General features: G+C 69.2%; 16 protein-coding genes. 11 read left to right on the plus strand and 5 right to left on the minus strand.

Features of this window, described 5'->3' with window-relative positions; all coding sequences use genetic code 11:
* Window positions 1-4: 4 nt before the first annotated feature.
* From ACFFIO_RS06535 to ACFFIO_RS06555, 5 genes are all read left to right on the plus strand, one after another.
* Window positions 5-832: an SDR family NAD(P)-dependent oxidoreductase gene (locus ACFFIO_RS06535; RefSeq protein WP_378040787.1), complete on the plus strand. Its 828-nt coding sequence runs from the start codon at window positions 5-7 to the stop codon at window positions 830-832.
* Window positions 833-954: 122 nt separating this feature from the next.
* Window positions 955-1,734 carry an SDR family NAD(P)-dependent oxidoreductase gene (locus ACFFIO_RS06540; protein WP_378040788.1) on the plus strand — a complete coding sequence of 260 codons (780 nt, stop codon included), beginning with the start codon at window positions 955-957 and terminating at the stop codon, window positions 1,732-1,734.
* Between the two features lies 1 nt (window position 1,735).
* On the plus strand, window positions 1,736-2,620 hold the full coding sequence (locus tag ACFFIO_RS06545; RefSeq protein WP_378040789.1) for a sugar phosphate isomerase/epimerase family protein: 885 nt from the start codon (window positions 1,736-1,738) through the stop codon (window positions 2,618-2,620).
* A 37-nt stretch (window positions 2,621-2,657) separates the two neighbouring features.
* On the plus strand, window positions 2,658-3,344 hold the full coding sequence (locus tag ACFFIO_RS06550; protein WP_378040790.1) for an NrtR DNA-binding winged helix domain-containing protein: 687 nt from the start codon (window positions 2,658-2,660) through the stop codon (window positions 3,342-3,344).
* A gap of 9 nt (window positions 3,345-3,353) precedes the next feature.
* Window positions 3,354-4,466: an NAD(P)-dependent alcohol dehydrogenase gene (locus ACFFIO_RS06555; RefSeq protein WP_378040792.1), complete on the plus strand. Its 1,113-nt coding sequence runs from the start codon at window positions 3,354-3,356 to the stop codon at window positions 4,464-4,466.
* On the opposite strand, the gene ACFFIO_RS06560 is transcribed toward ACFFIO_RS06555, so the two are convergent.
* The 3 genes from ACFFIO_RS06560 to ACFFIO_RS06570 form a co-directional block, all read right to left on the minus strand.
* On the minus strand, window positions 4,463-5,500 hold the full coding sequence (locus ACFFIO_RS06560) for a sugar phosphate isomerase/epimerase family protein (RefSeq protein ID WP_378040793.1): 1,038 nt from the start codon (window positions 5,498-5,500) through the stop codon (window positions 4,463-4,465). The two genes, ACFFIO_RS06555 and ACFFIO_RS06560, sit on opposite strands and share 4 nt — an antisense overlap.
* Window positions 5,501-5,570: 70 nt before the next feature.
* Entirely contained in the window at window positions 5,571-6,719 is a 1,149-nt protein-coding gene (locus ACFFIO_RS06565) for a Gfo/Idh/MocA family protein (RefSeq protein ID WP_378040795.1), read from the minus strand.
* 124 nt (window positions 6,720-6,843) lie between these two features.
* Window positions 6,844-7,887 carry a substrate-binding domain-containing protein gene (locus tag ACFFIO_RS06570; RefSeq protein ID WP_378040796.1) on the minus strand — a complete coding sequence of 348 codons (1,044 nt, stop codon included), beginning with the start codon at window positions 7,885-7,887 and terminating at the stop codon, window positions 6,844-6,846.
* A gap of 151 nt (window positions 7,888-8,038) precedes the next feature.
* On the opposite strand from ACFFIO_RS06570, the gene ACFFIO_RS06575 reads away from it, so the two are divergent.
* The 4 genes from ACFFIO_RS06575 (at window position 8,039) to ACFFIO_RS06590 (ending at window position 13,280) form a co-directional block, all read left to right on the plus strand.
* Window positions 8,039-9,559 (plus strand): sugar ABC transporter ATP-binding protein, encoded by a 1,521-nt coding sequence (locus ACFFIO_RS06575; protein WP_378040797.1) that lies wholly within the window; start codon window positions 8,039-8,041, stop codon window positions 9,557-9,559.
* On the plus strand, window positions 9,556-10,626 hold the full coding sequence (locus tag ACFFIO_RS06580; RefSeq protein WP_378040798.1) for an ABC transporter permease: 1,071 nt from the start codon (window positions 9,556-9,558) through the stop codon (window positions 10,624-10,626). The genes ACFFIO_RS06575 and ACFFIO_RS06580 overlap by 4 nt, the downstream gene beginning before the upstream one ends.
* Before the next feature lie 63 nt (window positions 10,627-10,689).
* Entirely contained in the window at window positions 10,690-11,907 is a 1,218-nt protein-coding gene (locus tag ACFFIO_RS06585; protein WP_378040799.1) for an ROK family transcriptional regulator, read from the plus strand.
* Between the two features lie 11 nt (window positions 11,908-11,918).
* Window positions 11,919-13,280, plus strand: coding sequence for a pyridoxal phosphate-dependent aminotransferase (locus ACFFIO_RS06590; RefSeq protein ID WP_378040800.1), 1,362 nt, complete (start codon window positions 11,919-11,921; stop codon window positions 13,278-13,280).
* Window positions 13,281-13,435: 155 nt separating this feature from the next.
* Here ACFFIO_RS06590 and ACFFIO_RS06595 read toward each other — a convergent pair whose 3' ends face one another.
* The gene (locus tag ACFFIO_RS06595) at window positions 13,436-16,621 is read right to left on the minus strand and encodes an efflux RND transporter permease subunit (RefSeq protein ID WP_378040801.1); all 3,186 of its coding nucleotides are present in this window, start codon (window positions 16,619-16,621) and stop codon (window positions 13,436-13,438) included.
* 157 nt (window positions 16,622-16,778) lie between these two features.
* On the opposite strand from ACFFIO_RS06595, the gene ACFFIO_RS06600 reads away from it, so the two are divergent.
* On the plus strand, window positions 16,779-17,243 hold the full coding sequence (locus ACFFIO_RS06600) for a MarR family winged helix-turn-helix transcriptional regulator (protein WP_378040802.1): 465 nt from the start codon (window positions 16,779-16,781) through the stop codon (window positions 17,241-17,243).
* A 25-nt stretch (window positions 17,244-17,268) separates the two neighbouring features.
* Here ACFFIO_RS06600 and ACFFIO_RS06605 read toward each other — a convergent pair whose 3' ends face one another.
* Window positions 17,269-17,919 (minus strand): TetR/AcrR family transcriptional regulator, encoded by a 651-nt coding sequence (locus tag ACFFIO_RS06605; RefSeq protein WP_378040803.1) that lies wholly within the window; start codon window positions 17,917-17,919, stop codon window positions 17,269-17,271.
* A gap of 117 nt (window positions 17,920-18,036) precedes the next feature.
* Between ACFFIO_RS06605 and ACFFIO_RS06610 the strand changes: the two genes are divergently transcribed.
* Window positions 18,037-19,701 carry an MDR family MFS transporter gene (locus ACFFIO_RS06610; RefSeq protein ID WP_378040804.1) on the plus strand — a complete coding sequence of 555 codons (1,665 nt, stop codon included), beginning with the start codon at window positions 18,037-18,039 and terminating at the stop codon, window positions 19,699-19,701.
* Window positions 19,702-19,724: the final 23 nt, after the last annotated feature.

Raw genomic sequence — 19,724 nt, forward strand, 5'->3', positions numbered from 1 at the left:
GCCTATGAGTGAGACCGCCACCGGCACCCAGCGTGTGATGGACCTGTTCTCGATGCGCGACGACATCGTCGTGGTCACCGGGGCCTCGAGCGGCATCGGCCGCGCCGCGGCCGAGATCTACGCCGACGCCGGCGCGACCGTCGTCGTCCTCGGCCGGGACCAGCGCCGGCTGGACGAGGTCAGGGACGCGATCGCCGCCACCGGGGGCACGGCCCACGCCTACGCCGCCGACCTGGCCGCGCCGGGCGCCGTCGATGCGGTGCTGGAGCGGATCGTGGCGGAGGTGGGCCGCCCGACGGTGGTGGTGGCCAATGCCGGCATCGCCGGAGGCGGCAGCTACCGCACGGAGGGCGGGGCCATCGGCCGGTACCCGGACGAGGAGTGGCGGGACGTGGTGGCCACCAACCTCAACGGCACCTTCGAGACCGTCCGCGCCGCCGCCCGCGTCCTGCCGGACCACGGCCGGATCCTGGTGACCTCCTCCACCGCCGGGCTGCGCACCGATCCGATGGTCTCCTACGCCTACGGCGCCACCAAGGCCGGGATCATCAACCTTGCCCGGCAGGCCGCCCTGGAACTCGCACCCCGCGGGATCCGCGTCAACGTCATCGCCCCCGGCCCCTTCAAAGGCACCCGGATCGGCGGGGACGCCGTGCTGGACGAGGCCGGAGAGCGGCTGTGGGAGGAGACAATCCCACTGGCCCGGATGGGCACCATGGCAGAGATCCAGGCCCCGATGCTCTTCCTCGTGGCCCCCGGCAACTCCTTCGTCACCGGGGCCGTCCTGGCTGTCGACGGCGGGGCCCTGGCCCTCTCCCACGGCATGTTCTGAACAAGCCGGCCCGGTGCGACCCAACCCGCCCCACCCCGAGGCGGGCTGCCTTGACGCGGCCCACCTCGATGTCACCTGACCTGACCCATCGGACCCGATCCGACCTGACCGAAAGAGGCCCCATGACCACCCTGACGGACAAAGTCCTGCTCATCACCGGCGGAGCGAGCGGCATCGGCCGCGCCACCGTGCGCCGCTGCGCCGAGAAGGGCGCCACGGTGATCGTGGCAGACCTGAACCTCGACGGCGCCAAGGCGGTGGCCGATGAGGTCGCCGCAGCCGGCGGGACAGCGCACGCGGTGGCCGTCGACGTCTCGGACTTCGCCGCCGTCGAGCGGGCCGTGCAGTCCGCCGTGGACGCCTTCGGACGCCTGGACGGCATCTTCAACAACGCGGGCATCGCCGGCGGCAAGCCGTTGCTGGACCACGATCCGGCTAAGGACTACCACCCGATGATCCGGATCGATCAGGACGGCGTGTACTACGGCATCCTGGCCGCGGCACGGCAGTTCGTGAAGCAGGGCGGTGGCGGGGTCATCGTCAACACGTCCTCCATCTACGGGGAGCAAGCTGCTGAATTGTCCTTCACCTACAGTGCCGCCAAGGCCGCCGTCATCTCCTTCACCCGCTCGGCCGCCTATGAACTGGCCGAGCACGGTACCCGGGTACTGGCGATCACCCCGGGGCGCGCGAACACCGCGATCATCCAGCAGTTCCCCCAGCACCTGCGGGACCTCTTCGCCTCCGAGCAGCTGCGCAACACGATGACGGAACCGGAGGAGATCGCGAACGTGGTGGCCTTCCTGTTCTCCGAGGAGTCCAACGCCATGAACGGCACCGTGGTGAACGTGGATGACGGCTATTCGGTGTTCAAGCACCGCTTCGAGCTGCCGGAGTTCTGAGATGTCGCTGCCCGCCTCAGCCGCCGAACCGCTACAGGACTCCAGGGTGCGGGTGGACCTGGCCTGCCAGAGCGCGGCCTTCACCACGGACCCATTCAGTCCGGAGTTCACCCGCTCGCTCCCGGTCCTGCAGGACGCCGGATACCGGCGCGTGGTGCTCGGTCCGCTGGATCCGTCCAGCCGCGGGATCGAGTCCCTCGGACAGCGGATTCACGACGCCGGCCTGGCCCCCATCACGATGGCCGTCCAGTCCCCGGAGGCGAACGTCACGTCTGACGAGCCGAACGTGCGCCGGCGCGGGTTCGAGCAGCTGCGCCGGTTCGTGGACATGACAGAGCGGATGGGCGGGGACCAGCTCAACGGGGTGCCTTACGGCGTCCACGGTGACACCACCGTCCGGCCCGCGGAGGGAGCGCTCGCCAACACGGCGCAACTGGTGGGTGACGTGGCGGATGAGGCCGCCGCCGCCGGGATCCTGATGACCTTCGAGGTGGTCAACCGGTACGAGACCTCCGTGCTGAACACGGCGGCCCAGGCCGTGCGGTTCGTGGAGCTCTCCGGGTCGAGGAACCTGAAGATCCACCTGGACACCTTCCACATGGCCATCGAGGAGAAGGACCTGCTCGGGGCGGTGGCCCACGCCCTTCCGCACCTGGGGTACCTGGAGTTCGGGCAGTCCTCCCGCGGGCTGCTTTCCACGGGTTCCCTGGACCTGCCCCGGATCCTGGCGGAGGTCCAGGTCCTGGGCTATGCGGGACGGTTCGGCGTGGAGGGATTCAGCCGTGCCGTCATGCAGGAACCGGTGGCGGACGCCCTGAAGATCTGGGACACCACCTTCCGCACGGGCGAGGAGTTCGTCCGTGACGCTGCCGCTCTCTTCGCCTGACGCGGGCCCCGCCCCCGGGCTGGATAGATTGGGAGGCATGTCTCCGGAACGCGATGACCTGCTGGCCTATCCCCGCCCGTCCGTGGCGGCCGACGTCGTGCTCCTGACCGTGGCCGACGGGGAACTGAACGTGGTCCTGCGGAAGCGGGACCAGGGCAGCCATGCGGGGGAGTGGATGCTGCCGGGCACCATGCTGCGTGAACGCGAGCGGCTGGGTGACGCGGTGCTGCGGTGCCTGGACACGCGGATGCACATCCAGGGCCGCTCGCCGAGACAGCTCCATGTCTTCGACGATCCCGGGCGGGACGAACGCGGCTGGGTCCTCACCGTCACCCACCTGGACGTGCTGCCGTTGTCCGAGCTGACACTGGGGCTGGAGCACGGCCATGGTCAATTGCGACCGGTGTCCGAGGTCCACGGCCTTCCCTTCAGCCATGACGAGATCATCGCGTGGGCCGTGAAGATGGTGCGCTGGGAGTACGGCCAGGCCCCGGACCCGTGGAACCTACTGGACTCCCAATTCACCATGACCCAGCTTCGCCAGGCCCATGATGCCGTGGCGGGAACCGTCCATCAGAAGGACACCTTCCGGCGGACCATGGAGCCGCTCCTCGAGGCACTCGAGGAGCGGGCCGTGCCGCCGGGTGGCAACGGACTGGGCCGTCCGGCCCGGATCTACCGGAAACGCCCGGACGGGTATCAGCCCGTCCTGATCATGGCTTAGGAGGCCACCGTGAAGATCGAAGCACTGGTTGTCGAAGAGAAGAACGCCCCTTTCGTCCGGGAGGAGCTCGAACTCGAGCAGCCGGGCCCCGGTGAGGTCCTGGTGCGGGTGGTGGCCTCCGGGGTGTGCCATACGGACGCCATCACCCAAGCCGGGGACATGCCCCTGCCGCTGCCCGGCGTGCTCGGCCACGAGGGCTCAGGGGTGGTGGAGGCCGTCGGCGAAGGCGTGGGCTCGGTAGCGGTGGGTGACCACGTCATCATGGGCTGGCCCTACTGCGGTCAATGCCGGAACTGCCGCCGTGGCGAGCACCGCTACTGCGACCTGCTCGGTCCGGCCGTGGCCAGCGGACAGCGGTTCATCGGCCCCCAGGCCGGAACCTCGGCCTACTCTCGCGCCGACGGATCCACGCTGTCCGGGCACTTCTTCGGCCAGTCCTCCTTCGCGACCTATGCACTGGCCAACGCGAACGCCCTCGTGACCGTGGACCCGGGGGTCCCACTGGAGTTGGTGGGCGTGCTGGCCTGCGGCATCACCACCGGTGCGGGTGCCATCCTGAACACCGCCCGTCCCGCCGCCGGGGAGTCTGTGGTCATCTACGGCGCGGGGGCAGTGGGACTCGCGGCGATCATGGCGGCCCGCAACACCCCGGCCACCACGATCATCGCCATCGACCTGCACGATTCCCGCCTGGACCTGGCGGCCCGGTACGGCGCCACCCACATCATCAACTCCGGGCGTGAGAATGCGCTGGAGCGGATTCTGGAGATCTGCGGCGGCCGCGCGGACTTCGCCGTGGACTGCACCGGGGTGGTGGCCGTGATCGAGGAGGCCGCCGAGGCGGTCGGGATGCTCGGCACGCTGATCCTGATCGGCGGGGCGCCGGCCGAGGCCCGGTTCAGCCTGGATCACCAGCGGACCCTGTGGGGCAAGCACGTGGTGGGCACCCTGGGCGGCTCCGGCACCTCGCAGGACCTGATCCCCGCACTGATCTCGCTGTACCAGCAGGGCCGGTTCCCGTTCGATGAGCTGGTCCGGTACTACGACTTCGACCAGGTGGACCAGGCCTTCGCCGACTCCAAGTCCGGCGAGACCATCAAACCGGTACTGCGGATCGGTTAGTGCGAGGTGTCCGGAGAACCGGAGCCGGACGGCCGGCGTTGCTCGAACGCCGCGTCGAAGGACGCGGACGGTGCCGGGAAGTCCAGCTTCCTCAGCACTGCGAGGGCCTCCGGCGCACCGTGCAGCCGGTCCATCCCGGCGTCCTCCCATTCGATCGAGATCGGACCGTCGTAGCCGATCGCCGCCAGCGAGCGGAACGCATCCTCCCACGGCACATCACCTCGTCCCACCGAGACGAAGTCCCAGCCGCGCCGCGGGTCGCCCCACGGCAGATGTGAGCCGAGCACGCCGTTGCGGCCTCCGCCCATCCGCATCCGCGTGTCCTTGCAGTCCACGTGGTAGATCCGGTCGGCGAAGTCGGAGATGAACTCCACCGGATCGATCCCCTGCCACATCATGTGGCTCGGATCCCAGTTCAAGCCGAACGCCTCACGGTGACCCACGGCTTCCAGCGTCTTGACCGTCGACCAGTAGTCGTAGGCGATCTCGGTCGGATGCACCTCATGGGCGAAGCGCACCCCGCACTCATCGAAGACATCCAGGATGGGGTTCCACCGGTCGGCGAAGTCCCGGTAGCCCGCCTCGATGACCTCCCCCGGCACGGGCGGGAACAGGGTCACGTACTGCCAGATCGAGGACCCGGTGAATCCGACGACGGTGTCCACTCCCAGCCGCCGTGCCAGCCGTGCGGTGTTCTTGAGCTCCTCGGCCGCCCGCTGGCGGACGCCCTCCGGGTCGCCGTCGCCCCACACCCGGTCGCCGACGATCGCCTGGTGGCGGAAGTCGATCGGGTCGTCGCAGACCGCCTGTCCCGTCAGGTGGTTCGAGATGGCCCAGACGCTCAACCCATACCGCTCCAGGATGCCGAGGCGCTCGGCGATGTAGTCGTCATCGTCCCAGCGCCAGGCATCGAGGTGCCCGCCGGAGACCGCGATCTCCAATCCGTCGTAGCCCCAGCCGGCCGCGAGGCGGGCGACGTCTTCGAGGGGCAGGTCGACCCATTGGCCGGTGAACAGGGTGTAGTTGCGTGCCATCCGGTTGCTCCTTCGGTTCGGGGTTCTGCGGTGGGGATCTGTGGTGCGGTTCGATGCTGCGGCGCCGCTGCTAGCCGGTCGCCGTCCAGGCGCTGCCGTGCTCCGCGCTGCGCTGGACGCCGTCGAGGACGCGTTGCACCTGGTAGCCGTCGGCGAAGGACGGCTCGGGCTGCCGGCCCTCGGTGACGGTCTCGACGAAGTCACGGGCCTGGTGCACGAAGCCGTGCTCGTAGCCGAGCGCGTGGCCGGTGGGCCACCAGGCGGACATATAGGGGTGCTCGGGCTCGGTGACCATGATGTCCGTGAAGCCCTGGCGGGTGCCGGGGGCGGTCGCGTCGTAGAAGCCCAACGAGTTGTAGTTCTCCAAGTCGAACGCGATCGCACCGAGGGATCCCGAGACCTCGATGCGCAGGGAGTTCTTGCGCCCGGTGGCCATACGGGTCGCCTCGAAGGAACCGATGGCGCCGCCGTCGAAACGGGCGGTGAACAGGGCGGCGTCGTCCACGGACACCCGGCCGCGCTCCGACGCCGAGTCCGGAAGCGGCCGTTCCTGGACGAACGTGTTCAGGATGCCGCTCACGCCGGTCACCTTCTGCCCGGTGATGAACTGGGACAGGTCGACGGCATGGGCGCCCAGGTCACCGAGCGCGCCGGAGCCGGCATGCTCCTTCTGGAGCCGCCAGGTCAGGGGTGCCTCGGCGTCGTACAACCAGTCCTGCAGGTAGGCGGCACGGACCTGGCGGACCTCGCCGATCGCACCGGAGCGGACGAGGTCACGGGCGAAGGCCGCGGCGGGCACCCGGCGGTAGGTGAACCCGACCATGGCGAAGACGTTCGCCCCGGTCCGTTCCGCGGCCTCGGCCATCGCCGCGGCCTCCCCGAGGGTGTTCGCGAGAGGCTTCTCGCACAACACGTGCTTGCCGGCCTCCAATGCGGCAATGGCCATCTCGGCGTGGGAGCCGCCGGGGGTCACGATGTCCACCACGTCGATGTCCTCCCGCTCGACGGCGGCGCGCCAGTCCGTGGCGGTCTCCGCCCACCCCCACCGGGTGGCGGCAGCCTCGACGCCGGCGGCACGGCGGCCCACCAGCAACGTCATCTCCGGACGGGCGGACAGATCGAAGAACCGGGGCGCCACCCGCCACCCCTGCGAATGGGCGGCTCCCATGAAGCCGTGCCCGATCAGGGCGATCCTCAGGGGCGGTGCGGGGCGGGGCATGGTCTCTCCTGCAGGGGGCGTCGGCTGGACGACGGATGGATGGCGGATGGATGACGGCTCGTTGATGGCGGCATGCGGGGCGGGGCGTTCCACCGGGGAACGCCCCGCCCCGCAGCGGATGGCTCTACGACTCGAACGCGGTGGGGAGGTACTCCTCGACGTTCTCGCTGGTGACCACCGGGGCGTTCAGGACGATCCGCTTGGGGACCTCCACCTCCACCAGGTCGCTCATGGCCTTGTCCTGGGCGATCAAGCGCGCCAGCCGGACGCCGTCGGCCGCCTGGGTGGACGGGTAGATCACCGTGGCCTCGAGGACGCTTTCACCGGACTGGATCTCCCGCATGGCGTTGGCGGAACCGCCGCCGCCGACCATGATGAACTCGTCACGGCCGGCATTGTCGATGGCGGACAGGACGCCGATGCCCTGGTCATCGTCATGGTTCCAGAGGGCATCGATCTCCGGGGCGGCTGCGAGCAGCTGGGACGTGGCTGCCTCGCCGCCCTGGACCGTGAAGTCGGCGGCCACGCGGTTGTCCACGTCGAGGCCGCAGGACTCCAGGGCATCGGCGAAGCCCTGGCTGCGGTCCTGGGTCAACGGCAGGGAGTCGACACCGGCGACCTCCGCGACAACGGCGTCCGGAGTGTCACTCATCTGCTCGCAGATGTAGTTCCCGGCGCTCTGACCCATGCCGTAGTTGTCCCCGAGGATCGTGGTACGGGCCGCTGCCGGGCTGGAGAACTCGCGGTCCACGTTGACCACCGGGATCCCGGCTTCCATGGCCTTGGTGGCGACGGCCGTGAGTGCGGCGCCGTCGGTGGGGAGCAGGACGATGGCATCCACGCCGTCATTGATGAACTGCTCGACCTGGCTGATCTGCAGGTTGGCGTCATTGGTGCCCTCGGCCACGCGGAAATCGATGTCACCGTATTGCTCCGCCTCGGCGGTGGCGGCGGCGTTGATGGCCCCGAGCCAGCCGTGGTCTGCCGCGGGGCCCGAGAAGCCCACGACCACGGTCTCGCCCTCCTCGGTGTTGCCCTCCACCGAGGCATTGGTGGGCTGGGTGCTGTCACCGGCTGATCCGGATGAGCAGCCGGTGACGAGTGCACCGACCGCCAGGAGGGCGCCGGTGGTGACGAGCATTGACCGTCCGGTACGAACTGCGAGCATGTCTGTCTCCTCGATGAGTGGGTGCGTCTGCGTCGGGGGAGCCTGCTTCCGAAAGACGGCTCATCGACGTGATGTGAGTCACAATAACAGAACCATGAGAGAAATCGACGCCCTTGTACCGATGATCGACGTAATGTGTTAGCTTCGTCACATGTCGGAACATGATCAGGTGTCCCCGTTGCTCGAGGTGCGCGGACTCTCCAAGCGCTTCGCCGCCGTCCAGGCGCTCAAGGGAGTCGACCTGGACGTGCGCGCCGGGGAGGTCCACTGCGTCATGGGCCAGAACGGGGCCGGCAAGTCCACCCTCATCAAGACGCTCTCCGGCGTACATCGACCGGATGAGGGCGAGATCTTCTGGGAGGGCCGTGCCGTCGAGCTCGACAGCCCCGCCACGGCGCTGGAACTCGGCATCGCCACGATGTACCAGGAGCTCGACGTGGTCGGCGGGCTGACCATCGCGGAGAACATCTTCCTGGGCCACGAGCGGTCGACCGGGGGCGTGTTGCACGTGAAGAGGACGAACGCGGCCGCGCGGTCCCTCCTGCAGCGGCTGGGCCACGGCGGCCTCTCTCCGTCGCGGGAAGTCGGCTCGCTCTCGGCCGCGAACCAGCAGATCGTCAGCATGGCCCGCGCGCTCTCGCGGGACACCAAGCTGATCATCATGGATGAGCCCAGTGCCATCCTGGACTCCGGCGAGGTCCAGAACCTGTTCCGGGTGATCCGCGAGCTGACGGCCCAAGGCATCGCCGTCGTCTACATCTCGCATCGCCTGGAGGAGATCCGTCAGATCGGGGACCGCATCTCCGTCATCAAGGACGGGCGCAGCACCGCGAACGGCCTCCACGTCACCGAGACCCCGAAAGCGGAGCTGATTAGGCTCATGACCGGCCGCGAGGTCGCGAACGTGTTCCCGCCGCGGACGCCCGTCGCGGCGGATGCCCCCGTGGCGCTCGAGGTGGACGGCCTGGAGCTGGAGGGTCACTTCGAGCCGGTCAGCTTCACGGTCCGCGCCGGCGAGATCCTTGGTCTCGCCGGACTGGTCGGTTCACAGCGCTCGGAGATCATCGAGACCATCTACGGCGCCCGGAAGGCGACTGCCGGACGCGTCTGCGTCAACGGCAGGAGACTCCCGCCCGGCTCGGTCAGCGCGGCCGTGGGCGCCGGCATCGGCCTGTCCCCCGAGGAGCGCAAGAGCCAGGGGCTCATCCTGGACGAGCCGCTCTACCGGAACGTGACCCTCTCCACCTTCGGGCGCTTCGCGCGGGCGGGCCTGCTCGACGAGTCGGCCGAACGCCAGGCGGCGCGGGAGCAGATCGACGCCCTGGAGCTGCGCCCGGCTGATCCCGACCGTCCGGCGCGGACGCTGTCCGGTGGCAACCAGCAGAAGATCCTCCTGGCCCGGTGGCTGGTGCACGGAACCCCGGTGCTCCTGCTGGACGAGCCGACCCGTGGCGTGGACGTCGGCGCCCGCGCGGAGATCTACACGCTCATCCGGCGGCTCGCCGCAGCCGGCACCGCCATCATCGTCATCTCCAGTGAGATCGAGGAAGTCCTCGGTCTGGCTGACCGCGTGCTCGTCATCGACGACGGCCGCGTCCTGGCCCAATCCGACGCCAACGACATCGACGAGCACGGAGTGCTCGACCTCGTCATGAAGGGAAGTGCCGCGTGAGCGAGCAGAAGACACCCGTGGCCGAGCGGCGTCCGGCCCCGGCCTCCAGCCACAGCGCCCCGGGCGGCAGGACCCCTGGACGGAACCTCCTCCACGGTTCCGGTGCCCGCAGCCTGGGACTGGTCATCGCCCTGGCCGCACTCGTCGCCATCGGCCTCATCACCAGCGGAGAGAGGTTCCTGGCGGTCGAGAACATCCTCACCATCCTGCGCCATGCCTCGATCATCGGCGTGATCAGCATCGGCATCACCTTCGTGATCACGGCCGGCGGCATCGACCTGTCCGTCGGCTCGGTCATGGGCCTGACCACGGTGGTGGCCAGCCTGGCCAGCGTCCAGCTGGCCGCCACGCAGTCCACATGGCTGGTGATGGTGCTCGTGGCGCTCCTCGTGGGCGGGATTGCCGGACTCGTGAACGGCGTGATCATCGCCTACGGCAACGTGGTGGCCTTCATCGCCACCCTCGCCATGCTGGTGGCCGCGCGTGGACTCGCCGAGCTCATCTCCGGGCGCAGGACGCTGATCGTGAACAACGGCGACTTCCTGGACTTCATGCGCGCCGACTTCCTCGGCGTCCCCGTGCTGGTCTGGATCTTCGCCCTCGTGGCCGCGACCGGTTGGTTCCTGCTCAACCGCACCACGTTCGGCCGCCGCACCGTCGCGATCGGCGGCAACCTCGAGGCATCGCGCCTGGCCGGCGTCAAGGTCAAGCGCCACCTCGTCTACCTCTATGTCCTGGCCGGGCTCGCGGCCGGCATCGCCGGGCTCATGATGATGGGCCGCACGACGGCCGGCACCTCCACGCACGGCCTGCTCTACGAGCTGGACGCGATCGCCGCCGTGGTGGTGGGCGGCACCCTGCTCATCGGCGGCCGTGGCACCATCATGGGCACCGTGCTCGGCGTGCTGATCTTCAGCACCCTGACCAACATGTTCACGCAGAACAACATGGACACGTCCGTCCAGGCGCTGGCCAAGGGCCTCATCATCGTGGTGGCCGTCCTCCTGCAGCAGCGCTTCGCCGCCCGCAATGAGCGCCGGGCCACGGCCAAGCCACTCAAGGTCTAGGGTGATCCGCGCGAAGGGAGGACCAGTGGGCCGTTGCGTCGATACGTGTGCTGTAATGAGTCGATGAACGACATAAGCAGGTTCGACGGACTGGACGGATCGGGCGGATCAGGCGCCAGCGAACTGTTCCAGATCCTGCGGGACGGGCACCCCCGCACCAGGACCGAATTGGCGGAGCGCATGGGACTGTCCCGGTCCACCGTGACCCTCCGCATCGAGGCGCTGATGGAGCTGGGCCTGGTCGGCTACGTCGACGAAGCGGTTCCCACCGGCGGCCGCCCGTCCTCACGCATCGCCCTGCAGGCAGGCAGCAAGGTGGTTCTCGGCGTGGACATCGGCGCGTCCCACCTGCGACTGGCCGTGACGGATCTCGCCGGCCACCGCCTCCGGGAGGCCACCCGCACCATCGCGGTGGCGCAGGGCCCCGAGGTGGTGCTGCAGGCCGTCGTCGAACTCGCCACCGGACTCCTCGGGGAGTCGGAGCGAACCACGGGCGACCTGCTGGCGATCGGCGTCGGCGTCCCCGGCCCCGTCGAACACCGCACCGGCCGGCCCATCAATCCACCGATCATGCCCGGCTGGAACGGCTTCGATGTGCCTGGATTCCTGCAGGACCACTTCCACGTGCCGGTCCTGGTGGACAATGACGTCAACATCATGGCCCTCGGCGAGCGCAACGTCGCCTGGCCACAGGTGGACGACCTGATGTTCGTGAAGGTGGCCACAGGCATCGGCGCCGGCATCGTCGCCAGCGGCCGGCTCCAGCGCGGCGCGGACGGCGTGGCCGGGGACATCGGCCACATCCGCGTGCACCGCGGCGGCGGCGTCCCCTGCCACTGCGGCAACCTGGACTGCCTGGAGGCCGTGGCCTCCGGCCCGGCGGTGGCCGCCCAGCTGCGCGCGCAGGGACTGGACGCCCACACGGGCGAGGACGTGGTGCGCCTGGTTCAAGCCGGTCACACCGAGGCGGTCCACGCGGTCCGGCAGGCGGGGCGGGACGTCGGCGAGGTCCTGTCCGCCTGCATTAGCCTCATCAACCCGTCCGTGATCGTGGTCGGCGGCTCCATGACCCTGACCGGCGAACACTTCATCGCGGGCATCCGTGAGGCGGTGTACTCCCGGACCGTCCCGCTGGCCACGCAGCACCTGCAGATCGTCCAGTCGGGCTCCGGGCTGGATGCCGGCGTCCTCGGCGCCAGCATGCTGGCCATCCACCACGCCATGTCCCCGCAGCGGATCGATGCCATGGTCAACGGGCTCACGGCACCGGCCGCCGGCTGATTCAATGGGGCATGATGTCCAGCCCCCATCCCGATCACCAGCCTGATGACCAGCCCGCCATCCCACTACCCCCGGCCCCACCGCTCGGCCCCTCCTCGCGCTCGCAGGTGCCCGCCTTCCAGGTGATGACCATCCTCGGCCGGGTGGCCGAGCTGCGGGCAGCCGGGGCCGACGTCGTGAGCCTGTGCGCCGGGGAACCCGGCGGGGGAGCGCCCGCGGGGGTCAGTGCCCGGGCGGCCGAGTTGCACGCGTCCGGACGAGCCCTGAACTACACGCCCTCGCTCGGGATCGAGGAGCTGCGCACCGCGATCGCCGGCCACTACCAGCGCTGGTACGGCATCGAGGTGGACCCGGCGCGGGTGGCGGTGACCACCGGCTCCTCGGGGGCCTTCATGGCCGGATTCCTGGCGGCGTTCAACCCGGGCGACCGGGTGGCGATGGCCCGCCCCGGCTACGCCGCCTACCGCAACATCCTCGCCGCGCTCGGCTGCCAGGTGGTGGAGCTCGACGCCGGCCCGGCGGTCCGCTTCCAGCCCACCCCGGCGCTGCTCGAGGAGGCGGAGTCCGTGCACGGTCCGTTGGCGGGTCTGATTCTCGCCTCCCCGAACAACCCGACCGGCACCATGGCCACCCGGGCCGAGATGGCCGTGCTGTCCGCGTGGTGCCGGGAGCGCGGCGTGCGCCTGGTGTCGGACGAGATCTATCACGGCATCACCTATGGCGCCTCAGACATCTCCACCAAGTCCGGCGGGGCCGACGCGGACGGTGCGTCGGGGGTGCACGATGGGACCGACGGGGACGGTGCGGCGGGAGCGGCCGGTGACCGGGCCGGCGTCGAGCGTGGGGTTTGTGCCTGGGAGTACTCCACGGAGGCGATGGTGATCAGCTCGTTCTCCAAGTACTGGGGCATGCCGGGCTGGCGCATCGGCTGGATGCTGATGCCGGAGGACCTGGCGCCGGCGATCGGCGGGCTCTCCGGTTCGGTGTCCCTCTGCCCGCCGGCCCCCGCGCAGTACGCGGCGGTCGAGGCCTTCTCCGTGGAGTCCTACGCCGCCTGTGATGCCCAGGTGGCCGGCTTCGCCCGGGCTCGTACTCTGGTGCTGGAGAACCAGGACCGGCTGGGCTGGACCGATGCCGCGCCGGCGGACGGGGCGTTCTACTTCTGGGCGAAGCCGGGGGAGGCCATGCTCGCGCGGTACGGCACCTCGACCGCGTACTGCGAGGCGCTGCTGGAGCGGGCCCATGTGGCGCTGACGCCCGGCACCGACTTCGACACCGCGCACGGGGACGAATACGTCCGCCTGTCCTTTGCCGCCGGGTATGAGGTGGTGGCGGAGGCAATCGAGCGGATCGTGGCCTTCCAGCAGAGCTGAGTAGCCGGGGGCTCGAACATGCCGTTCTTCCTGCCACCCACCGCCAGCTTCGCGGAAGTACTCGGCGATCACTGCCGAGTACTTCCGCGTCACGTGCCGGTCACCTCGCTGCGGGCAAGGAACAAGAGTGCTCCGCCATGGCAGCGCAGGTCACATTACGAGGCGTTCGGGTCCCGATGCCGGCCCGTGGGCTCGGCATCCGGCACGCCAGGGGCCACTGCTTCCCCGGCCAGCTCGCGTTCGAGGGCATCCCCGACGGCGGGCTCGCCGCGAGCCGCGCGGCGGCGTTCCCGGCGCTGTTCGAAGAGCTGGTAGAGCACCGGCACCAGGATCAGGGTGAGCAGCGTCGAGGAGATGAGCCCGCCAATCACCACGATGGCCAGGTCCTGGCTGATGAACCCACTGGAACCGGTGATGCCGATGGCCATCGGGATCAGGGCGAAGATCGTGGCCAGCGCCGTCATCAGGATGGGTCGCAGCCGCTGGCGCGCCCCGTTGAAGATGGCGTCCTGCAGGCTCTGGCCCTGAACCCGGTACTGGTTGATCAGGTCGATCAGCACAATGGCGTTCGTGACCACGATGCCGATGAGCATCAGCATGCCGATCAGGGCGGAGATGCCCAGGGGCTTGCCGGTGGCCAGCAGCAGGCCGATGGCCCCGGTGGCGGCGAACGGGATGGAGACCAGCAGGATCAGCGGCTGCATCATGGACCGGAAGGTGATCACCAGCAGCATGAACACGATGATCACGGCCACCACCATGGCCAGGCCCAGCTGCTCGAAGGACTCCTGCTGCGTCTGGGCGATCCCGCCCATGCTCGCCTGGGTGCCCTCCGGCAGGTCGAGCGCGTCCACGCGCTCCTGGACCTCCGTGGTCACGGCCCCGAGCTCTCCCTCGGTGGGCGTGACGGAGACGGTGGCCACCAGCTCGCCGTCCTGACGGGTGACCGATTCGGGAACGGTCACCTCCTCCACGCTGGCCAGCTCGGACAGCGTGGTCATGCCGGCCGCAGTGGGCACGGCCATGTCCTCCAGCTCCGCGATGGTCTCCGGTGCGTCGGTGCCCTCGATGTAGATGTCGAAGTCGTCACCGTCCAGGGTCACCGAGCCGATGCTCTGCGGGGACAGCGTCCCGGCCACCATGCCGAGGACCTGCATCTCGGTCAGCCCCTGCTCCAGGGCGGCGGTGCGGTCCACGGCCACCTGGACGGTCGGCTGCTCCGCGGCCAGGTCACTGCTGAGCTCAGCCGTGTGCGGGGTCCCCTCGAGGGCGGTCTGGACGGCCTGTGCGGCTTCGGCCAGAGTGGCCTCGTCCTGGGAATGGACCTCCACGTCCACGGAACCGCCGAACCCGCCCATGGAGGCCGGGTCCATCAGGCTGACCTCGCCGGGACCGTCCAGGCCCGCCAGGCGGGACCGGATCTCTTCCTGCAGGGCCGACTGGTCGGCGTCGGGATCGGTGTTGACGATGAAGGTGGCCGAACCGCCGCCGCCGCCGAGCAGGGCCGAGAAGTCACCCGCGCCGCCGCCGGAGGAGCCGGCCATCAGCATGATGTCCTGAACGCCCTCGACATCGGCCAGGGCATCCTCGACCGCTTCGGCCCCCTCGGACACCGTCTGAAGGTCCGTGCCCGAGTCGAAGGTCTGGGTGGCCATGACCATGTTCTGGCCGGTGTTGCCGAGGAAATCGACCTTCAGCAGCGGGATGAGGGACACGGTCAGCACGAGTAGCAGCGCCGAGGCCACCACGGTGATGACGGGATGCTTCTGGGTGCCGCGCAGCACGGGCTTGTAGCCGCGCTGCAGCCAGCTGCGGTGTTCCTTCTCCTCGGCCTCGGCACGGACCGCCTCCGGGTCCTTGACGTCCTTCGGTGCCCGGAGGAACCAGTAGGACAGCACCGGAACGATCGTCAGCGCGACCAGCAGCGAGGAGAGCATGGCGATCGCCACGGTCAGGGCGAAGGGGGCGAACAGTTCGCCGACCATGCCCCCGACCAGCGCGATCGGCAGGAAGACCGCAACGGTGGTCAGGGTGGAGGCGGTGATGGCGCCAGCCACCTCGCGCACCGCGGTGAGGATCGCGTGGACCTTCGGCTCGCCGTAGGCCAGGTGCCGCTTGATGTTCTCGATGACCACGATCGAGTCGTCCACCACGCGGCCGATCGCGATCGTCATGGCACCGAGGGTCAGCATGTTCAGCGAGTGCCCGCCGAGGTTCAGGCCGATGAAGGTGACGAGCACGGAGAGCGGGATCGAGAGGGCCGTCACGAGCGTGGAGCGCACAGAGAGCAGGAAGACCAGGATCACGATGACGGCGAACAGCAGGCCGAGCAGGCCCTCGACCGCCAGCCCCTCGATGGACTGCTCGATGAACGGTGCCTGGTCGAAGACCACGGTCAGCTCCAGCCCGGGCACCTCCGCGGCCAGCTCGGCCAGGGCGTCCTCCACCGCATGGGACACGCCCACGACGTCGGCTCCCTGGCTCGCGGTGATGGATACCGACAGTGCCGGGTCGCCGTTCATCCGGGTGATGGAGGTGGGTTCCTGGGTGGCGAGCTCCAGCTCGGCCACGTCGCCGATGCGCACCACGGTGCCCGGCTCGGTCTGACTGGCCAGCGGCAGGGTCTCCAGGTCCTCCAGCGAGCTCAGGGCCGTGCCGCCATCGACCGGCAGCGAGGCGCCGTCCTGGTTGACGGTGCCCAGCGGCAGGGTGGTGCCATTGTCCTGCAGGGCCTGGGTGATGGCCTGCTGGCTCAACCCGTGCTGGGTCATCGAGGCCTGGTTCGGGGTGATCTCCACCCGCTGCACCGCACCGCCGGAGACGGCTGCGGAGCGGACTCCCTCAATGGCCTCGAGCCGCGGCTTGACAGTGTCCTGCAGGGCGGCCGAGATCTCGGCCTCGTCCAGCTCGGAGGAGGAAGCGGTCATGAAGATGACCGGCATCTGGTCCGTGCCGCCGGACATGAGGTTCGCCTCGGCGTCGTTGGGCAGGGTCACCGTGTCGATGGCCGCCTCGACGGAGGCGTTGAACTCATCGGCATCCGTGCCGTACTCATAGGCGATCGAGACCATGGACATGTTCGCCGACGAGGTGGCCACCACCTGCTCCACCCCGTCCAGATCGCCCACGGCCCGGGAGATCGGCTCGCTGACCTGCTCGTCCAGTACCTCGGGGCTGGCGCCGGGCACGGCGGTGACCACGGTGGTCTGGGGCAACTCGATCGCAGGGATCAATTCCTGCTTGAGCTGGGTCATCGAGTACAGGCCGAAGGCTGCGATGAACAGGGTCAGGAGGGCGATCAGCAGGCGATTGGCCAGACTGAAGCGGGCAAGACGGAACACGGGCACCACCGATGGGGGTTGGCAAGCGGGTCGGACCGCGCCGGACGCGGCACGATCGAAACGTAGGGTCAGGCAAAGCTTAGTGCAGGGCTATGCAATTCGGCGATTCCGGTTGGTGGCCTCTGGCTGACGCCGGCTGCGGGCTAAGCTCGGGGCTGTGAATCCCGACGAGACCGAACAGCGCGAGCACCTGCGCGGCGAGCTGCTGAGCCTGCAGAACGAGCTGGAGCGGTCCTATGTTCCGGCCGTGCTCGAGCCCATGATGTCCCTGCGGCTGACGATGCAGCAGCTCAAGGTCCTCACCCTCCTCGTCGCCGAGCCCGCGGGCAGCACCATCCGGGGGCTGTCCTCCGCCATGAGAGTCTCGCTGGCCACCATGTCCGGGATCGTCGACCGCCTGGAGACGCAGGACATGATCGCGCGGACCCTGGACCCCAGTGACCAGCGGGTGCGCCGGGTGACCGTCACGGACGCCGGCCGAGACACCATCCAGCACCTGCTGGCGGCCCGGCCCGAACTGACCCACTTCCCCCTGGACCGCCTGGCCCTCGCGGATCTCGAGGCCCTCACCCAGGGCATCCGGGCGCTGGTGGCGGTCATGCAGGAGGACCTGCCCGGCTGAGCTGACGGCGTGGGCGGGCCGGTGCTCACCGGGGTTGAGGCAAGCCAGCCATGACCTGGTCCAAAGCCTCGGCGACCAGTTCCGGGACCGGCCTCTCGATCCCGTTCGACAGGTGGTGCTGCACGGTGGTGCGCACGGCGGACATGACCACGCTGACCAGCAGAGACGGGTAGGCATCCCGCTCCGGGTCCAGCCCCGTCCGCTCGGCGACCCCACCGGCGAGCTCACGGACGAATCCGGCCGAGGAGCCCAGGAGTCCGGGGTAGAGGCTGGGGTTCTCGTGGATGATCTTCATGCGCGCCCGCCACAGGTCACCGTCCACGGTCATGGTCTCCGAGAGTTCCACGAAGACCGCCTTCAGTGCCTGCAGGGGCGGTTCTGACTCTGGGCGCGCCCTCAGTGCGGAGGCTGCGTGGCGTCCCAGCTCGGGATCGTCGCCGACGATCACCTCTTCCTTGGAGCTGAAGTAGTTGAAGAGGGTGCGTTGGGAGACGTTGGCCTCCGCGGCGATCTCCTCGGTCGTGACGTTGTCCAGCCCCCGTTCGGAGGCCAGGCGCACGGCCGCCCAGCGCAGGGCCATCCGGGTGGCGCGCTTCTTGCGTTCCCGGAGGCCACCGCCCGGGCCGGCCGGGCCGGCGTCGTGGGGGGCGTCGGACGGCGGGGAAGTCGTGACCATGGGACCCCACGATACCGACTCCGGCGCAAAAGTGCATCATGCGCAAACTTGCACGCGCTGAAAGTTTGGGTCTACTATCGGTGAGCCATCCCGTCCTTGACCGAGGAGCCCCCTCCCATGACTTCTTCCGTGGTCGCCGCCGTGCCCCCATCGAAATCCCCCGGGCTGAGTCCCGAATCCCGCATGGTCTTCATCGGCCTGATGCTGGGCATGCTCGTGGCCGCCGTGAGCCAGACCATCGTCTCGCCCGCCATGCCCGTGATCGTTGCCGAGCTCGGCGGGATCGAGCACTACAGCTGGCTGGCCACCTCGGCCATGCTCGTCTCTGCCGTGGTCGTCCCGATCGTCGGCAAGCTCTCCGACCTCTACGGTCGGCGCTCCTTCTACATCGCCGGCCTGGTCATCTTCATGGCCGGCTCCATCCTGTCCGGGTTCGCGCAGGACTTCTGGTGGCTCGTCATCGCCCGCGCCGTGCAGGGCCTCGGGATGGGCGCCCTCATGACTCTCTCCCAGACGATCATCGGGGACATCATCCCGCCCCGGCAACGCGGCAAGTACCAGGGGTTCATGGGAGCCATCTTCGGCCTGACCTCGATCGCCGGGCCGTTGCTGGGCGGCTGGATCACGGACCACCTGGGCTGGCGCTGGCTCTTCTTCGCGGGGCTGCCCTTCGGCATCGTCGCCCTGGTGTTCATTGCCAAGTACCTGCACCTGCCGCACGTCCAGCGCAAGGCCAAGATCGACTACGCGGGCATCATCACCCTGACCGGTGCCCTGGTGACCATCCTGCTCGCCACCTCCTGGGGCGGCACCACCTTCCCGTGGAACTCCGCCGAGGTGATCGGCCTCTACATTGCCGGGGCCGTGTTCCTGGCCCTGTTCATCCCGATCGAGCTGAAGGCCGAGGAGCCGGTACTGCCGCTGCGGCTGTTCCGCAACTCGATCTTCACCTTCTCCAACATCGCCAGCCTGGCCGTTGCCATGGGCATGTTCGGTGCGATCTTCTACGTCCCCGTCTATGCGCAGGGCGTCCTGGGCGTCAACGCCACCACGTCCGGGGCCATCATGATCCCCATGAGTGCCGCCATGATCGTGGTGGGCATCCTGGTGGGCCTGCTCATCACGAAGACGGGCAAGTACAAGATGTTCGTGGTCGGCGGCACCGTCGTCATGCTGGTGGGCTTCTGGCTGTTGACCCAGTTGCACTACGGCTCCAGCGAACTCCAGCTGACCCTGGCCATGGTTGTGGTGGGCGTCGGCCTGGGCGGTGCCATGCAGACCTTCACGCTGATCGTGCAGAACGCCGTGGACCGCCGCGATCTAGGCGTGGCCACCGCCGCCACCCAGTTCTTCCGCAGTGCCGGCGGCACGGTGGGCATCGCGGTGCTCGGCACCATCATGGCCTCCCGTCTGGCCACCGCCATCCCGGAGCACCTGCCCGCAGGCGCCGCCGAGGCCATGCCGGCCGGGGGCGTCAGCGTGAACTCCGTGCTCGATCCGGCCATGCTGTCCCAGCTGCCGGCGGGCATCGCCGAGGCGGTCCGCGCCGGCCTGGCCGATGCCCTGCACGGAGTCTTCATCGCCGCGATCCCGCTGGTGGTGGTGGCCATCATCGCCGCATTGCTGATCAAGTCGGTCCCGCTGCGGGACACCCTCGAGGATCCGGAGTCCCCGGAGTCTCTGGAATCTGTCGAGAGCGCCGAGGGTGCCGAGGGTGCGGGAACTGAGCCCGCCGCTTCTACTGCGGAGAGGCGTCTGGATCCCACAACTGGTCTCCACTGACCTGCCCCTGGTCGGCAGCCCTC

It is taken from the genome of Citricoccus parietis (assembly GCF_042433045.1).
GTDB classification, from domain to species: Bacteria; Actinomycetota; Actinomycetes; order Actinomycetales; family Micrococcaceae; genus Citricoccus; species Citricoccus parietis.

Coding starts and splice junctions, on each gene's coding strand:
- ACFFIO_RS06535 (WP_378040787.1), top strand. CDS start 5: ATGAGTGAGACCGCCACCGGCACCCAGCGTGTGATGGACCTGTTCTCG.
- ACFFIO_RS06540 (WP_378040788.1), top strand. CDS start 955: ATGACCACCCTGACGGACAAAGTCCTGCTCATCACCGGCGGAGCGAGC.
- ACFFIO_RS06545 (WP_378040789.1), top strand. CDS start 1,736: ATGTCGCTGCCCGCCTCAGCCGCCGAACCGCTACAGGACTCCAGGGTG.
- ACFFIO_RS06550 (WP_378040790.1), top strand. CDS start 2,658: ATGTCTCCGGAACGCGATGACCTGCTGGCCTATCCCCGCCCGTCCGTG.
- ACFFIO_RS06560 (WP_378040793.1), bottom strand. CDS start 5,500: ATGGCACGCAACTACACCCTGTTCACCGGCCAATGGGTCGACCTGCCC.
- ACFFIO_RS06565 (WP_378040795.1), bottom strand. CDS start 6,719: ATGCCCCGCCCCGCACCGCCCCTGAGGATCGCCCTGATCGGGCACGGC.
- ACFFIO_RS06570 (WP_378040796.1), bottom strand. CDS start 7,887: ATGCTCGCAGTTCGTACCGGACGGTCAATGCTCGTCACCACCGGCGCC.
- ACFFIO_RS06575 (WP_378040797.1), top strand. CDS start 8,039: ATGTCGGAACATGATCAGGTGTCCCCGTTGCTCGAGGTGCGCGGACTC.
- ACFFIO_RS06585 (WP_378040799.1), top strand. CDS start 10,690: ATGAACGACATAAGCAGGTTCGACGGACTGGACGGATCGGGCGGATCA.
- ACFFIO_RS06590 (WP_378040800.1), top strand. CDS start 11,919: ATGATGTCCAGCCCCCATCCCGATCACCAGCCTGATGACCAGCCCGCC.
- ACFFIO_RS06605 (WP_378040803.1), bottom strand. CDS start 17,919: ATGGTCACGACTTCCCCGCCGTCCGACGCCCCCCACGACGCCGGCCCG.
- ACFFIO_RS06610 (WP_378040804.1), top strand. CDS start 18,037: ATGACTTCTTCCGTGGTCGCCGCCGTGCCCCCATCGAAATCCCCCGGG.